This is a genomic window from Luteimonas aquatica (assembly GCF_022662575.1).
GTDB lineage: Bacteria > Pseudomonadota > Gammaproteobacteria > Xanthomonadales > Xanthomonadaceae > Luteimonas > Luteimonas aquatica.
Genome location: NZ_JALBFU010000002.1, coordinates 90,980 through 115,796 on the forward strand (window position 1 = coordinate 90,980; position 24,817 = coordinate 115,796).

Annotated in this window: 17 protein-coding genes; 10 read left to right on the forward strand and 7 right to left on the reverse strand. The window is 70.7% G+C overall.

Going from position 1 to position 24,817, the window contains the following annotated elements; translation table 11 throughout:
• The first annotated feature begins 63 nt into the window (after positions 1 to 63).
• The 3 genes from MD221_RS06490 to MD221_RS06500 all read left to right on the forward strand — a co-directional run bounded on the left by MD221_RS06490 (position 64) and on the right by MD221_RS06500 (position 6,956).
• Complete coding sequence (locus tag MD221_RS06490) at positions 64 to 3,414, forward strand: EAL domain-containing protein (RefSeq protein ID WP_242108722.1); 3,351 nt, start codon at positions 64 to 66, stop codon at positions 3,412 to 3,414.
• 49 nt (positions 3,415 to 3,463) lie between these two features.
• On the forward strand, positions 3,464 to 5,659 hold the full coding sequence (uvrD, locus tag MD221_RS06495; protein ID WP_242108723.1) for a DNA helicase II: 2,196 nt from the start codon (positions 3,464 to 3,466) through the stop codon (positions 5,657 to 5,659).
• 97 nt (positions 5,660 to 5,756) lie between these two features.
• Positions 5,757 to 6,956: a threonine aldolase family protein gene (locus MD221_RS06500; RefSeq protein WP_242108726.1), complete on the forward strand. Its 1,200-nt coding sequence runs from the start codon at positions 5,757 to 5,759 to the stop codon at positions 6,954 to 6,956.
• Positions 6,957 to 6,989: 33 nt separating this feature from the next.
• On the opposite strand, the gene cycA is transcribed toward MD221_RS06500, so the two are convergent.
• Entirely contained in the window at positions 6,990 to 8,366 is a 1,377-nt protein-coding gene (cycA, locus tag MD221_RS06505) for a D-serine/D-alanine/glycine transporter (protein WP_242108727.1), read from the reverse strand.
• A 348-nt stretch (positions 8,367 to 8,714) separates the two neighbouring features.
• Here cycA and MD221_RS06510 point away from each other — a divergent pair, with 348 nt between their 5' ends.
• Both MD221_RS06510 and MD221_RS06515 read left to right on the forward strand, forming a co-directional pair.
• A complete protein-coding gene (locus tag MD221_RS06510) occupies positions 8,715 to 9,737 on the forward strand; it encodes an AI-2E family transporter (RefSeq protein WP_242108730.1) in 1,023 nt (340 codons plus the stop codon).
• Positions 9,738 to 9,750: 13 nt separating this feature from the next.
• On the forward strand, positions 9,751 to 10,413 hold the full coding sequence (locus MD221_RS06515; RefSeq protein WP_242108732.1) for a response regulator: 663 nt from the start codon (positions 9,751 to 9,753) through the stop codon (positions 10,411 to 10,413).
• A gap of 183 nt (positions 10,414 to 10,596) precedes the next feature.
• Here MD221_RS06515 and MD221_RS06520 read toward each other — a convergent pair whose 3' ends face one another.
• Positions 10,597 to 13,302 (reverse strand): hybrid sensor histidine kinase/response regulator, encoded by a 2,706-nt coding sequence (locus MD221_RS06520; RefSeq protein WP_242108734.1) that lies wholly within the window; start codon positions 13,300 to 13,302, stop codon positions 10,597 to 10,599.
• A gap of 172 nt (positions 13,303 to 13,474) precedes the next feature.
• Here MD221_RS06520 and MD221_RS06525 point away from each other — a divergent pair, with 172 nt between their 5' ends.
• The 3 genes from MD221_RS06525 to MD221_RS06535 are packed head-to-tail and all read left to right on the forward strand — an operon-like array spanning position 13,475 to position 17,350.
• The gene (locus MD221_RS06525; protein ID WP_242108736.1) at positions 13,475 to 14,824 is read left to right on the forward strand and encodes a dicarboxylate/amino acid:cation symporter; all 1,350 of its coding nucleotides are present in this window, start codon (positions 13,475 to 13,477) and stop codon (positions 14,822 to 14,824) included.
• Between the two features lie 16 nt (positions 14,825 to 14,840).
• Positions 14,841 to 15,812, forward strand: a complete 972-nt coding sequence (locus MD221_RS06530) for an alpha/beta hydrolase (protein WP_242108738.1) — start codon at positions 14,841 to 14,843, stop codon at positions 15,810 to 15,812.
• A 50-nt stretch (positions 15,813 to 15,862) separates the two neighbouring features.
• On the forward strand, positions 15,863 to 17,350 hold the full coding sequence (locus MD221_RS06535) for an OprO/OprP family phosphate-selective porin (protein ID WP_242108740.1): 1,488 nt from the start codon (positions 15,863 to 15,865) through the stop codon (positions 17,348 to 17,350).
• Between the two features lie 126 nt (positions 17,351 to 17,476).
• Here the strand turns inward: MD221_RS06535 and MD221_RS06540 are convergent, their stop codons facing one another.
• Together MD221_RS06540 and MD221_RS06545 are read right to left on the reverse strand one after the other, a co-directional pair.
• Entirely contained in the window at positions 17,477 to 18,544 is a 1,068-nt protein-coding gene (locus MD221_RS06540; RefSeq protein ID WP_242108742.1) for an oxidoreductase, read from the reverse strand.
• Entirely contained in the window at positions 18,541 to 18,858 is a 318-nt protein-coding gene (locus MD221_RS06545; RefSeq protein ID WP_425602221.1) for a DUF2782 domain-containing protein, read from the reverse strand. Before MD221_RS06545 ends, MD221_RS06540 begins: the two co-directional genes overlap by 4 nt.
• Before the next feature lie 121 nt (positions 18,859 to 18,979).
• Between MD221_RS06545 and polA the strand changes: the two genes are divergently transcribed.
• Both polA and MD221_RS06555 read left to right on the forward strand, forming a co-directional pair.
• Entirely contained in the window at positions 18,980 to 21,763 is a 2,784-nt protein-coding gene (gene polA / locus MD221_RS06550; RefSeq protein ID WP_242108744.1) for a DNA polymerase I, read from the forward strand.
• Between the two features lie 486 nt (positions 21,764 to 22,249).
• Positions 22,250 to 22,762, forward strand: coding sequence for a DUF421 domain-containing protein (locus tag MD221_RS06555; RefSeq protein WP_242108746.1), 513 nt, complete (start codon positions 22,250 to 22,252; stop codon positions 22,760 to 22,762).
• A gap of 16 nt (positions 22,763 to 22,778) precedes the next feature.
• On the opposite strand, the gene hemF is transcribed toward MD221_RS06555, so the two are convergent.
• Genes hemF through MD221_RS06570 form a run of 3 tightly spaced genes read right to left on the reverse strand, consistent with a single transcriptional unit; the run spans position 22,779 to position 24,817 of the window.
• Positions 22,779 to 23,690 (reverse strand): oxygen-dependent coproporphyrinogen oxidase, encoded by a 912-nt coding sequence (gene hemF / locus MD221_RS06560; RefSeq protein ID WP_242108748.1) that lies wholly within the window; start codon positions 23,688 to 23,690, stop codon positions 22,779 to 22,781.
• Positions 23,691 to 23,721: 31 nt separating this feature from the next.
• Positions 23,722 to 24,201, reverse strand: coding sequence for a hypothetical protein (locus MD221_RS06565; RefSeq protein WP_242108750.1), 480 nt, complete (start codon positions 24,199 to 24,201; stop codon positions 23,722 to 23,724).
• 7 nt (positions 24,202 to 24,208) lie between these two features.
• Positions 24,209 to 24,817: a hypothetical protein gene (locus MD221_RS06570; protein ID WP_242108752.1), complete on the reverse strand. Its 609-nt coding sequence runs from the start codon at positions 24,815 to 24,817 to the stop codon at positions 24,209 to 24,211.

The following is a 24,817-nucleotide window of genomic DNA, read 5'->3' on the forward strand; positions in this document are numbered from 1 at the left end:
GCGCTTGACGGCGGCATGGGTCTGCGAAACATTGCCCGTCTAGACGCGAACGCGGAGCGTGCCATGAGCCTCGTCGAGGCAGGGCAGAAACGCTGGAGCTATCGCACCATGGCCTACGGCCTGGCGCCGGCCATGATCCTGGGCATGGCCGTGATCCTGGCATTCGCGCTCTGGAACGACTATCGCGTCCGCTACGACACCGGCAGGACCCACTCCGCGACGCTGGCCAACAGCATCCTGCGCCAGGTGAGCCAGCTGCTGCACGACGTCGAGCACGCATCCGGCGTTTCCGGACGCACCCCGGAGCTGCTGGCCGAGCTGCACGCGCGCCATCCTGAGCTGCAGGCGCTGGAGGTGGCGGCCGCGCCGGGCGAGAAGCCCGTGGGCGAGGAACACCTGTACATCGATCCTCCGGTGCGCAGGGGGGCGGAGGCGCTCTGGGTGCTGCCGATGCGCATGCAGGACGATGCCGGGCGCGTGCGGCTGCGGATGTGGATGCGGGCGGACGTGCTGCAGGCGATGGTGGACGGCACCGGCATCGGCGAGCACGGCATCGCCAGCATCATGCACGCCGACGGCACCATGATCGCGCGCTCCGGGGACGCGCAGCTCGGCTATACCGGAAAGAGCATGCGCAACGCGCGCGCGTTCTCGCCGTCTTACCTGGGCATGTACGCGGCCACGTACACGGGATCGAGCCCGATCGACGGCAAGGAGCGCATCATCAGCTTCCGCAGGTCGCCGGAATTCCAGCTGATCGCGGTGGCCGGCGTCTCCTATTCCGACCTGCTCATCGACTGGCTCGGGTTCGCGGTGGTCGCCGGCGCCCTGTTCGCGGTCATCGCCTGCATCTGCCTGCTGGAGTTGTGGCGGTTCACGCGCGCGGCCGCGCGCGAGCACGGACTGCAGCAGCGCATGACCCAGGCGGCGCAGCACCTGGCGGAAATGCGCGAGCGCGCGCGCCAGGCCGAGGAGCAGTACCACTTCCTGTACGAGCGCCATCCGCTGCCGGCCTGGGTGTTCGACAAGAAGACGCTGCGCATCCTCGAGGTCAACGAGATGGCGCTGGAACGCTACGGCTACACCCGCGAGGAGTTCCTGCGCCTGAGCATCCTCGACATCAGGCCCGAGGAGGATCGCGCCGAGGTCGCCGAATCCGCGCGGCGGGAGGCCCCGCACAGCCGCCACGGCAGGATCTGGCGGCACCGGCGCAAGGATGGCACGCAGATCTACGTCGCCGTGTATGCCAGCGACGTGGTGTTCCAGGGGCAGTCGGCGCGGCTGGCGCTGGTGCTCGACGTCACCGACCGCGTGCAGGCCGAGACCGACCTGGCGCGCAGCGAGGAACGCTTCCAGCTGGTGGCGCGAGCCACCAGCGACGCCATCTGGGACTGGGATCTGGGGACGAACGGGCTGTGGTGGAGCGACAGCTTCTACACGCAGTTCCTCTGGTCGCGCGAGCGCATCGCGCCGACGCTGGAGGGCTGGGAGGCGCTGCTGCATCCGGACGACATCGGACCGACGATGCAGTCGCTCGACAAGGCGCTGGCCGACGGCGTGGACGAGTGGAGCGGGAGCTACCGCTTCCGGCGCGGCGACGGCAGCTACGCCACCGTGCTGGACCGGGCCATCATCCAGCGCGATGCCGCCGGCCGGGCGGTGCGCGCGGTCGGCGGCATGGTCGATATCTCGCGGCAGCGCCGCGACGAGGCCGAGCTGAAGCTGCTGCGCAGCGCCATCGAGGCGGCGCAGGACGGCGTCGTGGTGGTCGATGCGCAGAACGAGGAACGGCCGCTGGTCTACGTCAATCCCGCTTTCGAGCGCATGACCGGCTATGCGGAAGCGGAAGTGCTGGGGCGGCGCGCCGATTTCATGTTGGGCAACGACAACGAGGAAGAGCTGAGGCGGCTGTCGGAATCGCTGGCGCAGGGCCGCGAGGCGCGCGCGCTGCTGCGCGGCTACCGCAAGGACAGCCAGAAATTCTGGTACGAGGTGCTGGTCTCTCCCGTCTACGGCGACGAAGGGCGGATCACGCACTACGTCGGCACCTTCAACGACGTCAGCGCGCGCCAGCGCCTGGAGGAGCAGCTCACCTATCGCGCCACCCACGACCCGCTCACCGGCATGCCCAACCGGCAGCTGCTGCTCGACCGCCTCGAGCACGCGGTGAGCGTGGACTGCCGGCCGATCGCCATCGCCTTCGTCGACATCGACGACTTCAAGCTGATCAACGACGGGCTCGGCCACGGCGTCGGCGACGAGGTGCTGCGGGTGGTGGCCGCGCGGCTGCGCACGGCGGTGCGCGCGGTCGACACCGTCAGCCGCTTCGGCGGCGACGAGTTCGTGCTGCTGCTCGGGCGCCCGGAGGGGCCGGACGACATCGAGGCGATGGTGCAGCGCATGCACGCGACGCTGACCAGGCCGCTGGAGGTGCAGGGCGCGGTGCTGCACATCACGCCCAGCATCGGCTATTGCCGCTATCCCGAGGACGGCGGCGACCAGCAGACCCTGCTGCGCCGCGCCGACCTGGCCATGTACCAGGCCAAGAGCTACGGCCGCAACTGCGTGGCCGCGTATCGGCCGGAGTTCGACCAGCGCGCCAGCCAGCGCCTGGAACTGGTCTCGCAGCTGCACGAGGCGCTGCAGTTCGAGCAGTTCGAGCTGGTGTTCCAGCCGCAGTTCCATCGCGACGGCGCCGTGGTCGGCATGGAGGCGCTGCTGCGCTGGCGGCATCCGCAGCGCGGGCTGCTGGAGCCGAGCGCTTTCATCCGCGCCTGCGAGGACAGCGGGCTGATCGCGCCGATCGGCCGCTGGGCGCTGCGCGAGGCCGCGCGCCACCATCGCCTGCTGGCCGATCGCGGCTGGGGCCACGTGCGCATCGCCGTCAATATTTCCGCCGAGCAGTTCCTGCAGAACCTGGTCGACGACGTGGTGGCGGTGGTGCGCGAGCTGGAGCTGCCGCCGGGCGTGTTCGAGCTGGAGCTGACCGAGAGCGCGGTGATGGCCAACCCGCAGGTGGCGATCCGCAGCATGCAGCGCATCCGCGACAGCGGCGTGCTGATCGCGGTCGACGATTTCGGCACCGGCTATTCCAGCCTGGCCTACCTGAAGCAGCTGCCGCTCGACCGGCTGAAGATCGACCGCTCCTTCGTGCGCGATCTCGGCCACGACCGCGGCGACGAGCTGATCTGCGAGGCGATCGTGCGGCTGGCGCGGGCGATCGGGCTGAGCACGATCGCCGAGGGCGTGGAAACCGAGGCGCAACGGCAATGGCTGATCGATTGCGGCTGCGAGGAAATGCAGGGCTTCCTGTTCGGCCCGCCCGACACCTTCGCCAACACCCTGCGCCGACTGGGCGAGCCGCCCGCCTCCGGCGGCGGCGTGCGCCAGGGCGCGGGGCGCCGCCGGCCCTGACGGCCGCATGCGTCTCATCTTCCGCGCCGCCATGCGATAAAATGCGAGCATGGATGTCTCGCACCTGCTCGATGCGCTGAATCCCGCGCAACGCGAGGCGGTCAGTGCCCCCCCCGGTCATTATCTGGTCCTCGCCGGCGCGGGATCGGGCAAGACCCGCGTGCTCACGCACCGCATCGCCTGGCTCAACGAGGTCTTCGGCGTGCCGGCGCACGGCATTTTCGCCGTCACCTTCACCAACAAGGCGGCCGGCGAGATGCGCGCGCGCGCCGACGCCATGCTGCGCAACGGCAGCCGCGGCCTGTGGGTGGGTACCTTCCACGGCCTGGCGCATCGCCTGCTGCGGCTGCACTGGCAGGACGCGAAGCTGCCGGAAGGCTTCCAGATCCTCGACAGCGACGACCAGCTGCGGCTGGTCAAGCGCGTGCTGCAGCAGCTGGAGCTCGACGAGACGCGCTTCCCGCCGCGGCAGATCGCCTGGTGGATCAACGCGCAGAAGGACGAGGGGCGGCGGCCGCAGAACATCCAGCCCGAGCGCGGCGGCGCGCAGCGCGACGAATGGGCGGACGTGATGCTGCGCAGCTACGCCCTGTACCAGGAGCGCTGCGACCGCGCCGGGCTGGTCGACTTCGCCGAGATCCTGCTGCGCGCGCACGAGCTTCTGCGCGACCATCCGCCGCTGCTGGCGCACTACCGCCAGCGCTTCGGCCATCTGCTGGTCGACGAATTCCAGGACACCAACAGCATCCAGTACGCCTTCGTGCGCGTGCTGGCCGGCGACACCGGCCAGGTGTTCGTGGTCGGCGACGACGACCAGGCCATCTACGGCTGGCGCGGCGCCAAGGTCGAGAACGTGCAGCGCTTCCTGCAGGATTTCCCCGGCGCCAGGACCATCCGCCTGGAGCAGAACTACCGCTCCAGCGCCAACATCCTCAACGCCGCCAACGCGGTGATCGCGCACAATCCCGAGCGCCTGGGCAAGCAGCTGTGGACCGACAGCGGCGACGGCGATCCGATCGACCTGTATGCCGCCTACAACGAGATCGACGAGGCGCGATTCGTGGTCGAGCGCATCCGCCAGTGGGTGCGCGAGGGCGGCAGCTACGGCGAGGCGGCGGTGCTCTACCGCAGCAACGCCCAGTCGCGCGCCTTCGAAGAGGCGCTGCTGGCCGAGCAGATGCCCTACCGCGTCTACGGCGGCGTGCGCTTCTTCGAGCGTGCCGAAATCAAGGACACGCTGGCCTACCTGCGCCTGATCGCCAACCGCGGCGACGATGCCGCCTTCGAGCGCGCGGTGAACACGCCCACGCGAGGCATCGGCGAGCGTTCGCTGGACGAGGTGCGGCGCCGCGCGCGCGCGGACGGGGTCTCGCTGTGGGAGGCTTCGATCCGCGTCGCGCGCGAGAGCGTCCTGGCGCCGCGCTCGCGCAATGCGATCGCCGCCTTCCATGCGCTGATCGATGCGGTCGCCGGCGAGGTCGCGGAGCTGCCGTTGCAGGACAAGATCGACCATGTGCTGATGCGCTCCGGGCTGCGCGAGCATTACGCCAACGAGTCGAAGGCTTCGATCGACTCGCGCGTGGACAACCTCGACGAACTGGTCTCGGTCGCCTCGCGCTTCACGCGCAGGGACGAGGAGGAGTCGGCCGCGCTCAGCGAGCTGGTGGCCTTCCTGGCCTATGCCGCGCTGGAGGCCGGCGAAGGCCAGGCGCAGGCGGGGGAGGACGGCGTGCAGCTGATGACGTTGCACAGCGCCAAGGGCCTGGAATTCCCGTTGGTCTTCCTGGCCGGCATGGAGGAGGGGCTGTTCCCCAATGCGCGTTCGCTGGAGGAGAGCGGGCGGCTGGAGGAGGAGAGGCGCCTGGCCTACGTCGGCGTCACGCGCGCGCGGCAGAAGCTGGTGCTCAGTTACGCCGAATCGCGGCGCCTGCACGGGCAGGACATGTACGGCCTGCCTTCGCGCTTCCTGCGCGAGATCCCGTCGACGCTGCTGCACGAGGTGCGCCCGCGGGTGCAGGTGTCGCGGCCGATGTACCAGGCGCAGCCGCGCCGCGCCTTCGGCCATGCCGAACTGGAGCAGGCGCCGGGGCTCAAGCTCGGCCAGAACGTGATGCACGCCAAGTTCGGCGCCGGAGTCGTCACCGACATCGAGGGCAGCGGCAGCCATGCGCGCGTGCAGGTGAATTTCGACGATGTCGGCAGCAAGTGGCTGGTGCTGTCCTACGCGAACCTGCAGCCGGTCTGAGCGCGCGCCGTGCGCGTGCACGGCGCATGACTACCGACACTGGCCGCGGCGGCGGCGCAGGCGCAACGTGCGCTGACCCGCGTCCGGGAGCGATGCCATGGCCTGCGAATTCTCCGACTGCGCGGATCCCGCGCGCCGCCGCCTGTTCTCCGTCGCCGCCGCGTCCCTGCCGGCCGGCCTGATGCTGCTGGGCGGCGGTGCCTTCGCGGCCGAACGGGCCGCCGGCGCGGCACCGCCGCGGAAACTCGAGCTCACCGAGCGCAGCGTGCTGCTCAGCGGCGACGGCGTGCCGATGACGGCGCAGGCCTGGGTCGCGCAGCTGCAGGCGCTGCTCGAACGCGATGCCGAAGTGAAGGACGTCTATCTCGGCAAGGGCGTGGTACAGGCGCTGGAGGCGCGCCTGGCCGCCAGGCTCGGCAAGGCCGCGGCGGTGTTCCTGCCGACCGGCACACTCGCCAACACCCTCGCGCTGCGCGTGCTGTGCGGCGAGAACCGCCACGCGCTGGTGCAGCACGAGAGCCACGTCTATCTCGACGAGAGCAACGCGGCCTCCACCCTGAGCGGCCTGCACCTGGTGCCGCTGGCGAAGGGGCGCGCGGCGCCGACGCCGGAGGAGGTGCGCGCGGCGATCGACGAGGCCGAGAACGGCCCGTATCCGCTCAAGGTCGGCGCGATCTCGCTGGAGTCGCCGGTGCGCCGCGCCGACGGCGCGATGGTGCCCTACGGGACGGCGCGCGCCATCTCGGAGCTGGCGCGCGGCAAGCGCATCGGCCTGCACCTGGACGGCGCGCGCCTGCTGCTGGCCAGCGGCCTGCCGGGGTTCGAGATCCGGGCCTACAGCGCGCTGTTCGATACGGTGTACGTCTCGCTCTACAAGTACCTGGGCGCGCCCTTCGGCGCGATCCTCGCCGGCGAGACGGACACGATCGACAAGGTGCGCGCGCTGCGCCACGTGTTCGGCGGCACGATCTTCCGCGGCTGGCCGGCGGCGCTGCCGGCGCTCGATGCGCTGGACGGCTTCGAGGCGCGTTACCTCGAGGCCCGGGCGGCGGCCGAGCGCCTGTTCGCCGGCCTCGCCGCCGCCGGCGGCTTCACGCCGCAACCGGTCGAGCACGGCACCAACGTCGCTTTCCTGGCCGTGAGCCCCGAGCGCGCCAACGGCCTGGTCGAACGCCTGCGCCGCGCCGACGTCCATCTGCGCGACATCGAGCAGGGCCGCGTGCAGATCGACACCAACCTGACGCTGCTGCGGCGCAGTCCCGAGGAATTGATCCGCGCCTTCACCGCGCCCGGTTGAGCGCTTGAGGGCGAACGCGCGCCCTCGCGCCGGCTAGGCGGCCGTCCTGCGTCCTTTCAGCCAATAGCCGATGCCCAGCAGCACGAACCACACCGGTGCGATCAGCAGCGCCTGCAGCGTGTCCGGCTTGAGCGTCAGCAGCACCAGCACGAAGGCGAAGAAGGCCAGGCAGGCCCAGCACATGAGCACGCCGCCCGGCATCTTGTACTGCGACTGCGCGTGCAGCTCCGGGCGCTTGCGGCGATAGGCGATGTAGGACAGCAGGATCAGCGACCAGACGAACATGAACAGCACCGCCGAGAGCGTGGTGATGAGCGTGAAGGCGGCGATCAGGGACGGCAGCACGTAGGTCAGCAGCGCGGCCGCCAGCAGCACCACGCAGGAGACCAGCAGGCCGAAGGCCGGCACCGCGCTGCGCGAGAGCTTCTCGAAGGACTTCGGCGCATGGCCTTCCTGCGCGAGGCCGTAGAGCATGCGGCTGGTGGAGAACACGCCGCTGTTGGCCGAGGAGGCGGCCGAGGACATGACCACGAAATTGATCAGGCTGGCCGCCGGCAGCACGCCGGCCAGCAGGAACAGCGCCACGAACGGGCTCATTTCCGGCACGACCTGGCGCCAGGGCGTGACGGACATGATCACCACCAGCGCCAGCACGTAGAACAGGATCATGCGGATTGGGATGGCGTTGATCGCCTTGGGCAGGTTGCGGCGCGGGTCGGCGGTCTCGGCGGCGGCGGTGCCGACCAGCTCGATGCCGACGAAGGCGAACACCGCGATCTGGAAGCCGGCGAAGAAGCCGGCGATGCCGTTGGGGAACACCCCGCCGTCGTTCCACAGGTGGGCGAGGGAGGCGGTGTGCCCGGCGGGGGAGCGGAAACCGGTGGCGATCATGTAGAAGCCGGTGCCGATCAGGGCCACGATGGTGACGATCTTGATCAGGGCGAACCAGAACTCCAGCTCGCCGAACAGCTTCACCGCCACCAGGTTCAGCACCACCAGCAGGCCCATGCAGGCCAGCGCGGGAATCCACGGCGCGAGGTCCGGGAACCAGAACTGCACGTAGCCGGCCACGGCGATGATCTCCGCCGCGCCGGTGACGATCCAGCAGAACCAGTACGTCCAGCCGCAGAAGAAGCCGGCCCAGGGGCCGAGCAGGTCGGTGGAGAAATCCACGAAGGACTTGTAGTCCAGGTTCGACAGCAGCAGCTCGCCCATCGCCCGCATCACGAAGAACAGCATGATGCCGATGATCAGGTAGACCAGCAGGATCGACGGCCCGGCCAGGTGGATGCTCTTGCCGGCGCCCAGGAACAGGCCGGTGCCGATGGCGCCGCCGATGGCGATCAGCTGCAGATGGCGATTGGACAGGCCGCGCTTGAGTTCGTGTGAGGCCTCGGGGTTCGCCTGCATTGCGGTCTCCGGCTGTGGATGCATGGATGGGGAAGCGGCATCGCCGCCCGGTGCGGCGCGCCCCGCGAATCGCCGCCGAGTGTAGACGCTTCGGCGGCGCGGAGGCGGCCCGCGGCTCCAGGACGGCGGGGCGGGGACGCCCTGGCCATGGAACGGAGGGCAGCCTGCGCGGGCCGCGACGCCCGGGACGCGGAAGAAAAGTTCCTGATTTCTTGATTTTTGCGTTTCCCGGCCACATCGCCATTCCGTCGGGCGGGCCGTCGATCACAAAATCGCCGGCCCGCCTTCCTCAGCCGCCGTTCCCGCCCATCGCGTACGATGATGCGCACCCCGCCAGCCGCGTCCGCCATGACCGACACGCTCCCTGCCGTCACGCCACCGCCTTCCCGCATCGCCGCCTGGCTGCTGGCGCTGCTGACCATGTTCCTGGTGGTCAAAGTCGGCCTGGTCGGCGCCCTGCTCGCCGGGCTGCTGGTGTACCAGCTGATCGACGTGCTGGCGCCGCTGGTCGAGCGCATGGTGCGCGGCCCGCGCGCGCGGGTGATCGCGGTGGTGGTGCTGGCGATCGCGGTGGTCGGGGTGCTGACGCTGGCGATCGTCGGCCTGGTGACCTTCATCAACACCGACGCCGGCGGGCAGCAGGCGCTGTTGGCGCGGCTGATGGACATCATCGACGCCTCGCGCAGCCAGCTGCCGCAGTGGGCGCTGCCGTACCTGCCCGAGGACATGTCCGAACTGCGCCAGGCGCTGAAGGCCTGGATCGACGAGCACCGCGCCGAGCTGAGCATCGCCGGCGCCGAGGCGGTGCAGACCGCCGCGCGCCTGCTGATCGGCATGGTGCTGGGCGCGATGATCGCGCTCTACGACGAGTTCACGCCGCCGCACCTGGGGCCGCTGGGCCGCGAAATGGCCGGCCGCGCCAGCCGCTTCTCCGATTCGTTCCGGCGCGTGGTGTTCGCCCAGATCAAGATCTCGCTGCTCAACACCACCTTCACCGCGCTGTTCCTGCTCGGCGCGCTGCCGCTGTTCGGCGTGCACCTGCCCTTCGCCAAGACCCTGATCGTGGTCACCTTCGTGGCCGGCCTGCTGCCGGTGATCGGCAACCTGATCTCCAACACGGTGATCACCATCGTCGCGCTGTCGGTGTCGCTGTACGTGGCGATCGCGGCGCTGGCCTATCTGATCGTGATCCACAAGCTGGAATACTTCCTCAACGCGCGCATCGTCGGCGGCGAGATCCGCGCCCGCGCCTGGGAGCTGCTGCTGGCAATGCTGGCGATGGAGGCGCTGTTCGGCATGCCCGGCCTGATCGTGGCGCCGATCTACTACGCCTACATCAAGCGCGAGCTGGTCGACCAGGGCTGGGTGTGAGCGGACGCGGGCGATGAGCGCGGGGGACGCGCCGCTGCTGTCGACGGTGCTGGTCGCCGACGACCATCCGATGTTCCGCGCCGCCATGCTGCACGCGATCGCCGGCCTGGTGGCCGAGGGCGGGGTGGTGGAGGTCGCCAGCCAGAGCGCGCTGGAGGCGGCGGTGGCGGCCGCGCCGCGGATCGACCTGGTGCTGCTGGACCTGACCATGCCGGGCGCGCTCGGCTTCTCCTCGCTGATGCGCCTGCGCAGCGAGCGGCCGGAAGTGCCGCTGATCGTGGTCTCCTCCAACGACCATCCGCGCACCGTGCGGCGCGCGCAGCAGTTCGGCGCGGCCGGCTTCGTCTCCAAGGCCGCGCCGGCGCAGGCGCTGCGCGAGGCGGTGCGCGCGGTGATGGCCGGCGGCACCTGGTTCGCGCTCGACCAGGCCGAAGGCAGCGAGCAGGACGCGCGGCTGGCCGCCGGGCTCGCCCAGCTCACCCCGCAGCAGTTCCGCGTGCTGATGCTGCTGGCCGAGGGCCTGCTCAACAAGCAGATCGCCGCCGAACTGGGACTGGCGGAGAACACGGTGAAGATCCACGTCACCGCGATCCTGGCCAAGCTGCAGTGCCGCTCGCGCACGCAGGCGGCGGTGCTGCTGAAGACGCTGGATCTGGAGGAGTTGCAGCGCGATTGAATCGCGTGGATCGTGACGGTGAAATCGATGGTGGAATCGCGGCGGCGGAATGGGCGCGGATCCGTCATTCCTGCGAAAGCAGGAATCCAGCGCCTTTCTCAGGACCGTGGTGTCCTGAACGGAAGTCACCGGATTCCGGTCTAGCCGCGTTGACGACGCGACTGTGGCGCAGGGATGACGACATCAGAAGGACTGGCCGGCGCCGCGCGCTGCCAGCAGCAGCTGCGAGAGCAGCGCGCGCAGCGCCGCCGGCGCCACCGGCTTGGGCAGGAAGTGCAGGCCCTCGGCCAGCAGGCGTTCGCGCAGCCCGGCCTCGCGCGCGCCGGAAACCACCACGGTCGGCGGCGGCGATGCCCAGGCGCCCGCCAGCGCAGGCAGCAGGTCGGTGCCCAGCGTCTCCCCGAGCTGGTAGTCGAGCAGCAGCAGGTCCGGGCGCGGCCGCGCATCGCGCAAGGCGATCGCGCCGTCGCGATCGTGCGCGGTCTCGACCCGGCAGCCCCAGCCTTCCAGCAGCGTGCGCAGCGCGCCGGCGCCATCGCGGTCGTCGTCGATCACCCAGGCGGTGCGACCCGCGAACGGCGCGGCGGCGCCCTGGCGAACGGGCGCGATGATCGCCGCCGCCGCCGCCTCGGCCAAGGGCAGGCGCAGCGAGAACACGCTGCCGCGCCCGGGACGCGAGCGCAGGCCCACCTCGTGCCCGAGCAGACGGGCGATGCGCTCGACGATCGACAGGCCGAGGCCGGCGTTGCGGCGGTCGCGGTCCACGCCGCTGTCCAGGCGGCGAAACTCCTCGAAGATCGCCGCCTGCTTGCTCTCGGCGATGCCGATGCCGGTGTCCCAGACCTCGATGCGCACGTGCATGCCTTCGCCCCGGTCGCCGCTGCGCCGGCAGCCGAGCAGCACGCCGCCCTCGCGGGTGTACTGCAGGGCGTTGGAGAGCAGGTTCTGCAGGGCGCGCCGCAGCAGCAGCGCGTCGCTGCGCACCGTCAGCCGGGTATCGACCCAGTCCAGGCGCAGCCCGCGCGACTGCGCGATCACCGAGAACTGCGCGGCCAGCGCCGAGAACAGCGGCGAGAGCGGCACCGGCTCGATCTTGGGCTGCAGCGCGCCGGTGTCCAGGCGCGAGAGTTCGAGCAGGCTGGCGAGCAGGTCGTCCTGCGCCTCCAGCGACTGGTCGATGCGCTCGGCCAGCGCCAGCGGCTCGCCCTGCAGGCGCTCGCGCAGCGCGCCGAGCAGCATGCGCGCGGCGTTGAGCGGCTGCAGCAGGTCGTGCACCGCCGCGGCGACGAAGCGGCCCTTGTAGCGGTTGGCGTCCTCGGCCTCGGCCTTGGCGTGGCGCAGGTCGCGGGTGCTGTCGGCCACGCGCCGCCGCAGGGTGTCGGCGAGCGTGCGCAGCTCGCGCGCGGTGGCCTTGTAGCTGGTGATGTCGGCGTAGCTGGTGACGAAGCCGCCGTCGGGCAGCGGGTTGCCGCGGATCTCCAGCACCATGCCGTCGGGCAGCTCGCGCTCGTGCAGGTACGGCTGGCGGTTGCGCAGATGGCCCAGACGGCGCCGCACCGCCTCGTCGGCGGGGCCCGGCCCGAGCCAGCCGCGGCGCGCGTTGTAGCGCAGCATGTCCTCGATCGGGCGCCCGATCTCCAGCAGTTCCTGCGGGTAGCGGAAGATGTCCTGGTAGCGCGAATTCCAGGCCACCACGCGCAGTTGCGCGTCGACCACGCTCACCCCGTGCGGCAGGTGCTCGAGGCTGGCGTTCTGGCCCTGCGCGGCGCGGTGCGCGGCCAGCACCACCCCGTCCTGGGCGCTGCGCAGGGCCTGGGCATGGTGCGCGACCATGCGTTCGAGCTCCTCGCGGCTGCGCTGGCGCAGCCGCGCCAGGCGCACGCGCTGGCGCAGGAACAGGCCGAGCAGCAGCAGCGGCAGCCAGGCCAGCAGGGTCACCACCGCGGCCGAGCGCGCCGCGAGCGCGGCGCCGCGCGTGTCCTGCAGCGCGTGCAGCGTCCAGGCCTGCTCGGGCAGCGCGCGGGTGCGCATCAGCCAGGTGCCGGGCATCGGCGGCGCGTCGATGCGCACGCGTTCGGTGCCCTGGTCGTCGCGGTCGAGCAGGCGCAGCCGCGCCGGCCGCAGCTGCTCGGCGCGGTACTGGCGGGTGGCGGCCAGGGCGTCGCGCTCGGCCGGCGCCAGCGCGTGCAGCGCGCGATAGCGCAGCGCGTCGCGGTTGCCGAGGAAGACGATGCCGTGGGCGTCGCTGAGCATCAGCCATTCCGGCGCCTTGGCCCATTCGCGCTCGATCGCCTCGAAGGTGATCTTGACCACGATCACGCCGATCGCGCGCCCTTGGTCGTCGCGCACCGCCTCGGCGATGAAGTAGCCGGGCACGCCGGTGGTGAAGCCGATGCCGTAGAACAGGCCGGTGCCGCTGCGCATGGCCTGCTGGTAGTAGGGGCGGAAGCGGTAGTCGATGCCGACGTTGCTGCTCGCCTCGCGCCAGTTGTTGGCCGCGATGGCGATGCCGCGTCGGTCGATCAGCGTCAGCGTGGAGACGCGGGTGGCGCCGTTGGCCCGCTCCAGCTTCTGGTTGAGCAGCTTCTGGTCGAGCGGCGTGCGGTCGAGGGCGGCATCGGCGCGGCCGGGGGACTGCGACAGCGCCTGGCGCAGCTGCGGGTCCAGCGCCAGCACGGTGGGCAGCACGCGGTAGCGGTCGATCATGCCCTGCAGCGCCTGTGCGCGCAGATCCAGCTGGGAGGCCAGGCGCAGGCCGTCGCGCTGCGCGGCGCGCGTCCAGGCGAACCAGGCCGCCAGCGCCGCCGTGGCGGTCATCGCCAGCAGCAGCAGCGCGATCGGGATCGCCTTGCGGAGCGTTGCGCGGCGCGGGAGCGGAGGGGCGGGCATCGGCGGAGCGGGGCGGCGGATGTTGCGATGCGCCATCCTGGCACAGCCGCGGGCCGCGCGGCGGCGGGTTCCCATGCGGCTAGTACCAATGTGTTATGGCCGATGTGCGTCGCCCGGGGGTACAACGTGGCGCATCGGGCCGCGGCATCGCGCCGCCGTCGAGGGAGGCTCCATGCTGAAGACCGATCACGCCGCCGCCGCGCCGCCCGCGCCGGTGCCGTTCTATCGCCACCTGTACTTCCAGGTGATCGTCGCCATCGTGCTCGGCGCGGTGCTCGGCCACTTCGAGCCGGCCTTCGCCGTGCAGCTCAAGCCGCTGGGCGATGCCTTCATCAAAGTGGTGAAGATGATCATCGTGCCGGTGATCTTCCTCACCATCGTGGTCGGCATCGCCAGCATGACCAGCATGAAGGCGGTCGGCCGGGTGATGCTCAAGGCGATGGCCTATTTTCTGGTGCTCTCGACGCTGGCCCTGGTGATCGGCCTGGTGATCGCGCACGTGGTGCAGCCGGGCGCGGGGATGAACATCAACCCCGAGGAGCTGAAGGCCGGCGCCGGCGACGTCGCCAAGTACGCCAGCGACGCCCATGCCATCGCCGAGAAGATGTCCCTGGTCGCCTTCCTGATGGACATCATCCCCGACACCGTGGTCGGCGCCTTCGCCGAGGGCAAGGTGCTGCAGGTGCTGTTCTTCGCCATCGTGTTCGGCATCGCCCTGGCCCAGGTCGGCAAGGCCGGCGAGCCGATCCTGAAGTTCCTCGAGGCGCTGACCTGGCCGGTGTTCCGCCTGGTGGCGATCCTGATGAAGTTCGCCCCGATCGGCGCCTTCGGTGCCATCGCCTTCACCATCGGCAAGTACGGCCTGGGCGCGCTGACGCACCTGGCCTGGCTGGTGGGCTCGTTCTACATCGGCTCGCTGCTGTTCGTGCTGCTGGTGCTCGGCCTGGTGGCGCGATTGTCGGGATTCTCGATCCTCGGCCTGCTGCGCTACCTGAAGTCGGAGCTGCTGCTGGTGCTGGGCACGTCCTCCTCGGAAGCGGCGCTGCCGGCGCTGATGCAGAAGATGGAGCGCGCCGGCTGCGGCAAGTCGGTGGTGGGGCTGGTGGTGCCCACCGGCTATTCCTTCAATCTCGACGGCACCAACCTGTACATGACGCTGGCGGCGCTGTTCATCGCCCAGGCCACCAACACGCATCTGTCGCTGGAACAGCAGATCGCGCTGCTGCTGGTGGCGATGGTCAGCTCCAAGGGCGCGGCGGGCGTGACCGGCGCCGGCTTCGTCACGCTGGCGATGACGCTGCAGGTGGTGCCGACCATCCCGATCGCCGGCATGGCGCTGATCCTCGGCGTGGACCGCTTCATGAGCGAATGCCGGGCGCTCACCAACTTCATCGGCAACGCGGTGGCCACGGTGGTGGTCTCGCGCTGGGAAGGCGCGCTCGACCGCGACCGGCTGGAGGCCGCGCTCGGCGGCCGCGAGCTGCCGATGCCCGAACTCAACGAGCCCTCGCTCCCGACCTGAGAGACGGAGACACACGATGAAACTGCACTGGGTCGCGATCCCGTTCGCGCTCTGGCTGGCGGCGCTCGGCCAGGCGAACGCGCAACTCCCGTCCCCCGACCGGACATTGGCGCTGTGGCCGGCCGAGCGGCTGGCCGACGGCCCGGCGCTCGGTCCCGAGCGCGTCGGCAAGGGCGGCAGCGCCGAAGGCGCGGTCAGCGGCGTGTCGCAGCCGCGGCTGGAGATCTACAAGCCGGCGCATCCCAACGGCAGCGCAGTGCTGGTGATCGGCGGCGGCGGCTATTTCCGCATCCAGGTGGGCGGAGCCGCGCGGCCGATCGCGCAATGGCTGCAGGCCATCGGCACCACCGCGGCGGTGCTCTACTACCGCCTGCCGGGCGACGGCTGGACAGCGCAGGCGCCGTTCCAGGACGGCCAGCGCGCCATGCGCCTGCTGCGCGCGCACGCGGCCGAGCTTGGCGTCGATCCGCAGCGCATCGGCGTGATCGGGCTGTCGGCCGGCGCCAACCTGGCCGGCATCGTCGCCACGCGCCCGGACTTCGCCTTCTATCCGCCGCTGGACGCCTCCGACGCGCAGCCGGCGCGGCCGGACTTCGTCGGCATGATCTATCCGGTGGTCTCGCTGCGGCCACCGCTGAACACCACGCGCTCGGCGCGCGAGCTGTCCACGCAGGCCGACGCTGCCGATGCCTATTCGGTGGAGGCGCACGTCGATGCGAAGACGCCGCCGACCTTCCTGGCGCAGGCGGTCGACGATCCCATCGTCGCGGTCGACCACAGCCTGCTGATGTTCACGACCCTGCGCAAGGCGGGCGTGCCCGCCGAACTGCACGTGTTCGAACGCGGCCGCCACAGCTGGGGACTGGGCGCGCCGGGCAGCACCGTGTCGGCCTGGCCGCGCCTGTTCGCGGCCTGGGCGCGCAGCCACGGTTTCCTCGGCGGCGCGCCGGCAGCGGCGGCGCCGGCGGCCGAGGACGGCGGCGGCTGAACGTTTCGCGCCCCGTCCGCCTTTCCCTCCCACGAACCTGAGAGAGCGCCATGCAGCAGATCCGTCCCCGGGTATTGGCCCTTGTCGTGTCCCTGAGTCTGTCGGGTGCGAGCCTGTCGGCACTGGCGCAGGAAGCGGCGCCGTTGAGCGCGACGGAGATGGCGCGGCTGATCCGCGCACAGGCCGCCAAGATCGACGCGCTGGAACAGCGCCTGGCCGCGGTGGAGCGGCAGAACGCGGCCTTGGCCGCCGGCAGCGCACCCGCGCCGGCGCCGACCTCGCAGGCCGAGGCCAGGCAGGCCGAAGTCGCGCATGCGGTGGCCGATACCGACCAGCAGACCGAACTGGCGCAGCTGCGCACCCAGGTCGCCCAGCTCGCCGCCTCCGGCAGCCACAGCCGCGACGTCGACTGGCGCGACGGCAGCCCGGAATTTCGCAGCGCCGACGGCAAGTTCAGCTTCCGCCCGCGCGGGCGCGTGGTGGTCGACGCCTCGTCCACGCGCGGCTCGGCGTTCCAGGCCCGCAACATCGGCGGCACCGAGATGAGCCAGGTGCGGCTGGGCGCGGAAGGCACGATCGGACCGTTCGGCTACAAGGTCGACGCCGATTTCGCCGACGACGCGGTCTCGGTGAAGGACGCCTACCTGTCCTACGACACCAAGGCCGGCACGCTGCCGCTGGAGATCTACGTCGGCAACAAGCTGCGCGACCGCAGCATCGAGGGCGCCACCACGCAGACGCGCACGCCGTTCATGGAACGCAACGCGGTGGCGAGCGCGACCTCGGCGGTGAACGGCTTCTACGGCCTGGGCGTGCAGGCCAAGCTGTTCGGGCCGAGCTGGCATGTCGGCCTGAGCGTGACCGGCGACGACATCGACAATGCCGGCGAGGAGAGCGATTCGGTCGCCTACACGGTGCGCGCGCACTGGAACCCGATCAAGCGCGCGCAGGGCTTCGTGCATCTGGGCGGCTGGTACTACTACGAGAACCTCGGCGACGACGTGGTCAGCATCAACCGCACCTCGCGCATCGGCCTGGGCTTCAACGACAACCTGCGCGTGTCGGCCAGTTCCATCGCCGATCCCACCGACAACCGCGCCTGGGGCTACGAGGTCGGCGGCGTCTACCGCAGTTTCTACGGCTTCGCCGAGCAGGGCGAGCGCACCATCCGTTCCAGCAGCGTGGACAGCGTCAGGCACAAGGCCACCTCGATCTACGGCGGCTGGATGATCACCGGCGAGAAGCCCGGCTTCAGCGCGCGCTCGGGCGTGTGGGGCACCACCAAGGTGGCGCATCCGGTGGGCGAGGGCGGCTGGGGCGCGTTCGAGGTGGCGCTGCGCTACGACGACTACGACTACACCGACGCGCAGCGCGGCGGCGAGGGCCGCGCCTATACGCTGGGACTGAACTGGCATCTCAACGACTGGGCGAAGCTGATGCTCGATTACGTGCACTGGCGCACCGACAACAAGGTCGGCGATTTCCGCGGCCTGGATACGGGCGACACCGTGGGCGTGCGGGCGCAGGTAGTGTTCTAGCTTTTTTGGCCGTCGTCCCAGCGAAAGCTGGGACCCATTTTGATTTTGCCGTTTGCCGCAGTTTTGAAACGCTGAAAAAACAAGCCACATGGGTCCCAGCTGTCGCCGGGACGACGAGGCGGCGGCTCAGGCGCCCCAGGCCGCGCGCTCCTCGGCGGTCAGCGGCAGCTCGAGCGCGGCGCCCTCGCGCGCGGCGTGCAGGGCGGTTTCCAGCACCGCCATCGTCGCCACCGCCTGCCCCGGCGTGACCGGCGGCTCGCTGCCGCCCAGGATCGCCTCGCGCATGCCGGCGTAATAGCGGCGCTGGTCGCCGGCGGGCGCGGGCAGGGAGCGCGGCGCCGGGCCGCCGTCGAACAGCAGCAGCCGGTCGGGATCCTCGCCCCAGCCGGGGGCGCCCGGCCGCATGCCGCCCAGCAGCTGCGCTTCCTGCGGATCGAGCTCGCGCTTGACCAGGCTGCCGCGGGTGCCGTGGGCGAGGAAGCGGTGGCTGCCGCCGGCGCTGAGCATGCTCGCGTGCAGGATCGCGCGGCGCTGGCCGTAGTCGAGCACCACGTGCGCCCAGTCGGCGCTGTGCCCGCCGGGGCGCTGGATGGCGAAGTCGGCGCTCACCCGCCTTGGCAGGCCGAACAGCTGCAGGCTCTGGTCGATCAGGTGCGGGCCGAGGTCGAACCAGATGCCGCCGCCGGGCACGTCCTGCTCGCGCCAGCGCGCGCGCACCTCGGGCCGGAAGCGGTCGAAGTGCGTCTCCAGCGAAACGACCTCGCCGATCAGGCCGGCGTCGATGGCCTGCCGCACCGCCAGGAAATCGCTGTCCCAGCGTCGGTTCTGGAACACCGACAGGCGGCGTCCGCGCGCGTGCGCCAGCGCCGCCAGGTCGCGGGCCTCGCCCAGGGTCAGCGTGAACGGCTTGTCGACCACCACGTGCTTGCCCGCCTCCAGCGCGGCCCGCGCCAGCGGTGCGTGGCTGTCGTTGGGGCTGGCGATCACCACCAGGTCGACGTCGGGCTCGGCCAGGGCCTGCAGCGGGTCGGCGAGCACGCGCGCGTCGGGGAAGTCCGCGTGCACCTTGCCGGCATCGCGCGAGGCCACCACGGCCAAGTCCAAGCCGGGGGTGGCGGCGATCAGCGGGGCGTGGAAGGTCCTGCCGGCGAAGCCGTAGCCGATCAGGGCCACGGCGAGCGCGGCATCGCTCACTTCCACTCGAACAGCTTGAAGTAGGTCTGCGGCGGGTTGCCGCCCGGCTCGTCGACGATGCCGTCGCCGTTGCGGTCGTACAGGTAGTACGCCGGCCCGCGCGAGGGCACGACCTTGATCGCGCGCATGCGTCCGGCCACGCGGTACTCGGTGACCACATCGCCGTTGTCGTGGGTCACGGTGGTCGCCACCGCGTCAGGCGGGATGTCGGCGTCGGCGGCGGCGTCGCCGCCTAGGGTGGCGCAGGCGGTCAGCGCCAGCGACGCGGACAGCACCAGGGCGATGGGGGCTCCACTCACACGGGCTCGCTTCACGGCGGACTCCTCGATCTTCGCGAAACACAGTATGCGCCGCCGCGGCGTTGCCCGCGAGTGAGGGCGCCCGGCTGCGCGCGGCCCGCGCGCGCCGTCTCGCCGCGGCAGTAGAATCGGGGGCATGACACGCATGGTCCTCATCGACGGTTCCTCCTACCTCTATCGCGCCTTCCACGCGCTGCCGCCGCTGTCCAACGCCCAGGGCGAGCCCACCGGGGCGCTGTTTGGCGTGGTCAACATGCTGCGCGGGCACCTGAAGGAGCAGCCGGAATACCTGGCCTTCGTGGTCGACGCGCCGGGCAAGACCTTCCGCGACGAGCTCTATCCCGAGTACAAGGCCACCCGCAGCGAAATGCCGGAGGACCTGCGCGCGCAGATCGAGCCGATGATGGAGATGGTCGAGGCGCTCGGCATCCCGCTGCTGCGCGTGGGCGGCGTGGAGGCGGACGACGTGATCGGCACGCTGGCGCTGGCCGCGGCGGGCGAGGGCATCGACGTCACCATTTCCACCGGCGACAAGGACTTCGCCCAGCTGGTGCGCCAGGCGCCGGGCGGCGCGAAGGTCGAGCTGGTCAACACCATGAGCGGCAGCCGCATGGATTCGGACGCGGCGGTGATCGAGAAGTTCGGCGTCGGCCCGGGGCAGATCGTCGACCTGCTGGCGCTGATGGGCGATACCGTGGACAACGTCATCGGCGTGGAGAAATGCGGGCCCAAGACCGCCGCCAAGTGGCTGGCCGAGTACGGCACGCTCGACGGCGTGATCGGCAACGCGGAAAGCATCAAGGGCAAGATCGGCGAGAACCTGCGCGCGGCGCTGCCGCGCCTGCCGCTCAACCGTACCCTGGTGACGATCAAGACCGACGTACCGCTGGCGCAGGCGCCGCAGCAGCTGAAGCTGCGCGAGCGCGACGCCGACAAGCTGCGCGTGCTGTTCACCCGCTACGGCATGAACCAGGCGCTGCGCGAACTCGATGGCGGCGGCGCAGGGACGGACGCGGCCGCGCCGGCGGCCAAGGGCGGCGGGCGGCGCGGCGCGGCGTTCGTCACCGCGCCGGTCGCCGACGGCGCCGCGCCCGACCCGGCGCTGGCCGCGCCCGGCCGCTATGCCGCGGTCACCACCGACGCGGAATTGGAGGCCCTGCTCGCCGCGCTGCGCGCCGCCGACGAGTTCGCCTTCGACACCGAGACCGACGCGCTCGACGCGCTGCAGGCCAATCTGGTCGGCCTGAGCTTTTGCGTGGCTCCGGGCGAGGCCTGGTACGTGCCGCTGGGGCACACCTATCCCGGCGCGCCGCCGCAGCTCGACCGCGAGCGCACCCTGGCCGCGCTCGCGCCGCTGTTCGCCGACGCGGGCAGGAAGAAGCTCGGCCAGCACGGCAAGTACGACCTGCACGTGCTGCGCCGCCACGGCGTGGACGTGGCCGGCTACGCCGACGACACCCTGCTGGAGAGCTTCGTGCTCGATTCCGGGCGCACCCGCCACGACATGGATTCGCTGGCCACCCGCTATCTCGGCTACCGGACCATCAAGTACGAGGAAGTGGCGGGCAAGGGCAGCAAGCAGATCGCCTTCTCGCAGGTGGCCATCGACGATGCCACCGGCTACGCGGCCGAGGACGCCGACGTCACCCTGCGCCTGCACCGCGTCCTCGCTCCCAAGCTCGCCGCCGAGCCCGGGCTGGAGCGCGTCTACCGCGAGATCGAGATGCCGCTGGTGCCGGTACTCGCGCGCGTGGAGAGCAACGGCGTGATGATCGACGTGCAGGAGCTGCGCCGGCAGAGCGCGGACCTGTCCAAGCGCATGCTGGCCGCGCAGCAGCGCGCCACCGAGCTGGCCGGGCGCAGCTTCAACCTCGACTCGCCCAAGCAGCTGCAGGCGCTGCTGTTCGACGAGCTCAAGCTGCCGGCGGTGCTCAAGACCCCCACCGGGCAGCCCTCCACCAACGAGGAGGCGCTGGAGGCGATCGCCGACCAGCACGAGCTGCCGCGCGTGATCCTCGACTACCGCGGCCTGGCCAAGCTGCGCAGCACCTACACCGACAAGCTGCCGGAGATGGTCAACCCCGCGACCGGCCGCGTGCACACCAGCTACCACCAGGCCGGCGCCGCGACCGGTCGCCTGGCCTCCACCGACCCGAACCTGCAGAACATCCCGATCCGCACCGACGACGGCCGCCGCATCCGCCGCGCCTTCGTCGCGCCGGCCGGCCGCAAGCTGGTGGCCTGCGACTATTCGCAGATCGAGCTGCGCATCATGGCCCACCTGTCCGAGGACCCCGGCCTGCTGCGCGCCTTCGCCTCCGGCGCCGACATCCATCGCGCCACGGCCGCGGAAGTGTTCGGCAAGCCGCTGGAGGCCGTCACCGGCAACGAGCGCCGCGCCGCCAAGGCGATCAACTTCGGCTTGATGTACGGCATGAGCGCCTTCGGCCTGGCGCGCAATCTGGGCATCGCCCGCGGCGAGGCCCAGGACTACATCGCCCTGTACTTCTCCCGCTACCCGGGCGTGCGCGACTTCATGGAGCGCACCCGCCAGGAGGCGCGGGAGAAGGGCTACGTGGAGACCGTGTTCGGCCGCCGCCTGTACCTGGAGTACATCAACAAGGGCACCCAGGGGCAGCGCGCCGGCGCCGAGCGCGCCGCGATCAACGCGCCGATGCAGGGCACGGCCGCCGACATCATCAAGCGCGCCATGGTCGCCATCGACGCCTGGCTGGCGGGACAGGACGGCCGGGCGCGCATGATCCTGCAGGTGCACGACGAACTGGTGTTCGAGGCCGATGCCGGCTTCGTCGAGACGCTGCTGCCGGAAGTGACCCGGCGCATGGCCGAGGCGGCGCAGTTGCGCGTTCCGCTGACCGTGGACAGCGGGGTGGGCGACAACTGGGACCAGGCGCACTGACGATGGTGGAAAGCATCGTCTTGCGCACCGCGTGGAATGGCTGTGCGATCTGTGCGCAAAGCTGCGTTGAGCGCGCGTAGACGCGATCAACGCGATCGGCATGGAAACGATTACTTCCGCGAGTAAACCAGCGCTGAATCCAACAAAAACTTAACACGAGGCTTCACGAACTATCCATGCATGGGGTGGTCATATAGCTCGCGACAGATGCAACGTCTGTCGCTGAGATCACTCCCTCCCCTGGAGCTGATCCCCGGAACGAAGGCCCCTCCCCAGGCCCCGTTCCCCAGCCCCGTCGGCCCCCCCTGCCTACGGGGCTTTTTATTGCCCCGCATTTTTATGCGGGGCAATAAAAACCCAAAGTTCGCTTCGCAAACTTTGGGCCCCGTTGCTTTCGCTTCCAATCCCCGCCCCTTCGGGGCGCCCCCTTACTAAGGGGGCTTGGCTCCAGATAGATTGCTGGGAGTTTCTTGGCGGGGTGTGGTCATGTCCGATCTTTTCGCGCTGTCGGCGCCGTGGTGGCATTTCGTGCTGCGGGCGCTGGCGATCTATCTGGTGGTGATGGTGCTGATCCGGATCTCGGGCAAGCGCGCGGTGGGGCAGTTCACGCCGTTCGACCTGGTGCTGCTGATCCTGATCGGCAACGCGGTGCAGAACGGGCTCAACGGCGGCGACAACTCGCTCACCGGCGCGGTGCTGCTGGCCGGCTGCCTGATCGCGCTCAACTACCTGGTGGCGTGGCTGACCGCGCGCAGCCCGGCGGCGCGGCGCCTGATCGAGGGCGAGCCGGTGGTGCTGGCGCGCGATGGACAGGTGTTCCGCGAGGTGCTGCGCCGCGAGCTGGTCAGCAAGGCCGATTTCCACGAGGCCATGCGCGAGGCGGGATGCCCGGACGCCTCACAGATCCGCCTGGCGCTGCTGGAGACCAATGGCCACATCAGCATCATGCAGTCCGGGCATGACGGGGCCGGGGACGCCGGCGGCGGCAAGGCGACATAGCGGCCGGCGGCCGCGTTCAACCCAGTTCGCGCAACCAGTCGCGCGGCCGCAGGTAATCCTGCAGGCGGGCCTCGGCGCTGTCCGGCTCCGGCGCGTAGCCGTATTCCCAGCGCACCAGCGGCGGCAGGCTCATCAGGATCGACTCGCTGCGCCCGCCGCTCTGCAGGCCGAACAGCGTGCCGCGGTCCCAGACCAGGTTGAACTCCACGTAGCGTCCGCGCCGGTACAGCTGGAAGGCGCGTTCGCGCTCGCCGTAGGGCGCATCGCGCCGGCGGTCGACGATCGGCAGGTAGGCATCGAGGAAGCCGTCGCCCACCGCGCGCAGGTAGGCGAAGTCGGTGGCGAAGTCCTCGTGCAGGTCGTCGAAGAACAGCCCGCCGACGCCGCGCGTCTCGCCACGGTGCTTGAGGAAGAAATATTCGTCGCACCAGCGCTTGTGCGCCGGGTAGCGCTCGGCGCCGAACGGCGCGCACAGCGCCTGCGCGGTGCGGTGCCAGTGCAGGATGTCCTCGTCGACCGGATAGAACGGGGTCAGGTCGAAGCCGCCGCCGAACCACCAGGCCACGGTCTCGCCCTCGCGCTCGGCACGGAAATGGCGCACGTTGGCGTGCGTGGTGGGCAGGTGCGGGTTGCGCGGGTGGAACACCAGCGAGACGCCGACCGCGCGCCAGGACGCGCCGGCCAGCTCCGGCCGCGCCGCGGTGGCGGCCGGCGGCAGCCGGGTGCCGCTGACATCGGAGAAGCCGACCCCGGCCTGCTCGAACACCGCGCCCTCGCGCAGGACGCGCGTGCGGCCGCCGCCGCCCTCGGCGCGCGTCCACATGTCCTCGGCGAAGCGTGCGGCACCGTCGGCCCGCTCGATCGCCGCGCACAGGCGATCCTGCAGCCCGGTCAGGTAGTCGCGTACCGCGTCGAAATCCGAATCCATGCCGCCATTGTAGTCGGCGGCGGCGACGGGCTCAGGGGGCGGCGTCGCGCCAGGCGTTCATCAGCTCCGCCAGCGCCTGCGCCTTGCGGCCGTAGGTGTCGGGCAGCGCCGCCTCGAACCCCGACAGCCCGGCGTTGAGCTTGCGCAGGTGCGGGTGGCCGGCGTGTCCGGCGGCGAAGTGCCAGCCGACCACGCGGTTCAGCGCGATCCGCGCGACGCCGAAGCCGGCCACCTCGCGCCAGGCGACGCGGTGCGAGCGGAACAGCGCGCGCATCTCGAATCCCTCCGCGTCCAGGCGCAGGAAGCTGGCGCCGGGGAGCAGGTTCAGCGCCGCGACCAGGGTACAGAGCGCGAAGAACACGGTGCCCGCCAGGCCGATGGCGAAGTTCGTCTGCAGCAGCCGTGCGCTCAGGGCGAGTAGAAGGGCGGTACCGGCCAGCATCAGTACCCAACGCAATTTCGATGGCCGCAGAGTGAGGACCTTGCCGGGAGCGGGGGCGTCGTCGTGCATGGGAGGGCTAGGCGAGGGGCACGGCGATGCCGGCATCCGCGGCGCCGAATTCGGCGCGGATGCGCGGCGTATGCAATTTCCACGCCAGCCAGCCGAACAGGCCGCTGAAGACGGCCGCTATCGCCACACCGAAGATGCGCGTGGCGATGCGGGTGCCTTCGATCTGCATCTGCATCTGGACGCGCATCTCCGGGGGCATCGGCTGATGCAGCACGAACCCCTGGAACTGGTCGGAAAGCGCCCATTGCATCGGCAGCGTGGCGAATTGCCCGGCCGCCGCGATCAGCAGCAGCACGATGAACAGTTTCCGCGCCCAGTCGCGTCGCTTGAGTAGGCCGATCGATGCCGTCAGCGTCAGCACGGTCTGCGCCGCTATCACCGCCAGTAACACGGGAAGCCAGCGCAGCAGCGTCGAGACGAACTGCGCCATCTGCGGATCGCGAAGGAATTGCTGGTACAAGGTCGAGAACCCGCTGCTGCGGCTGACCGCCGCGAATGCCGCCATCTCCACCGCCAATACCAGCACGCCCAGCATCACCAGGCCGAGGGTGATCCATGCCAGCAGCGTGACGAACGTGGACCGCGGGACGGGCGGCAGCGGCGGCGGGGCGGTCAT

Coding starts and splice junctions, on each gene's coding strand:
- polA (WP_242108744.1), top strand. CDS start 18,980: ATGACACGCATGGTCCTCATCGACGGTTCCTCCTACCTCTATCGCGCC.
- MD221_RS06515 (WP_242108732.1), top strand. CDS start 9,751: ATGAGCGCGGGGGACGCGCCGCTGCTGTCGACGGTGCTGGTCGCCGAC.
- hemF (WP_242108748.1), bottom strand. CDS start 23,690: ATGGATTCGGATTTCGACGCGGTACGCGACTACCTGACCGGGCTGCAG.
- uvrD (WP_242108723.1), top strand. CDS start 3,464: ATGGATGTCTCGCACCTGCTCGATGCGCTGAATCCCGCGCAACGCGAG.
- cycA (WP_242108727.1), bottom strand. CDS start 8,366: ATGCAGGCGAACCCCGAGGCCTCACACGAACTCAAGCGCGGCCTGTCC.
- MD221_RS06570 (WP_242108752.1), bottom strand. CDS start 24,817: ATGACCGCCCCGCCGCCGCTGCCGCCCGTCCCGCGGTCCACGTTCGTC.
- MD221_RS06510 (WP_242108730.1), top strand. CDS start 8,715: ATGACCGACACGCTCCCTGCCGTCACGCCACCGCCTTCCCGCATCGCC.
- MD221_RS06530 (WP_242108738.1), top strand. CDS start 14,841: ATGAAACTGCACTGGGTCGCGATCCCGTTCGCGCTCTGGCTGGCGGCG.
- MD221_RS06565 (WP_242108750.1), bottom strand. CDS start 24,201: ATGCACGACGACGCCCCCGCTCCCGGCAAGGTCCTCACTCTGCGGCCA.
- MD221_RS06555 (WP_242108746.1), top strand. CDS start 22,250: ATGTCCGATCTTTTCGCGCTGTCGGCGCCGTGGTGGCATTTCGTGCTG.
- MD221_RS06490 (WP_242108722.1), top strand. CDS start 64: ATGAGCCTCGTCGAGGCAGGGCAGAAACGCTGGAGCTATCGCACCATG.
- MD221_RS06525 (WP_242108736.1), top strand. CDS start 13,475: ATGCTGAAGACCGATCACGCCGCCGCCGCGCCGCCCGCGCCGGTGCCG.
- MD221_RS06520 (WP_242108734.1), bottom strand. CDS start 13,302: ATGCCCGCCCCTCCGCTCCCGCGCCGCGCAACGCTCCGCAAGGCGATC.
- MD221_RS06535 (WP_242108740.1), top strand. CDS start 15,863: ATGCAGCAGATCCGTCCCCGGGTATTGGCCCTTGTCGTGTCCCTGAGT.
- MD221_RS06500 (WP_242108726.1), top strand. CDS start 5,757: ATGGCCTGCGAATTCTCCGACTGCGCGGATCCCGCGCGCCGCCGCCTG.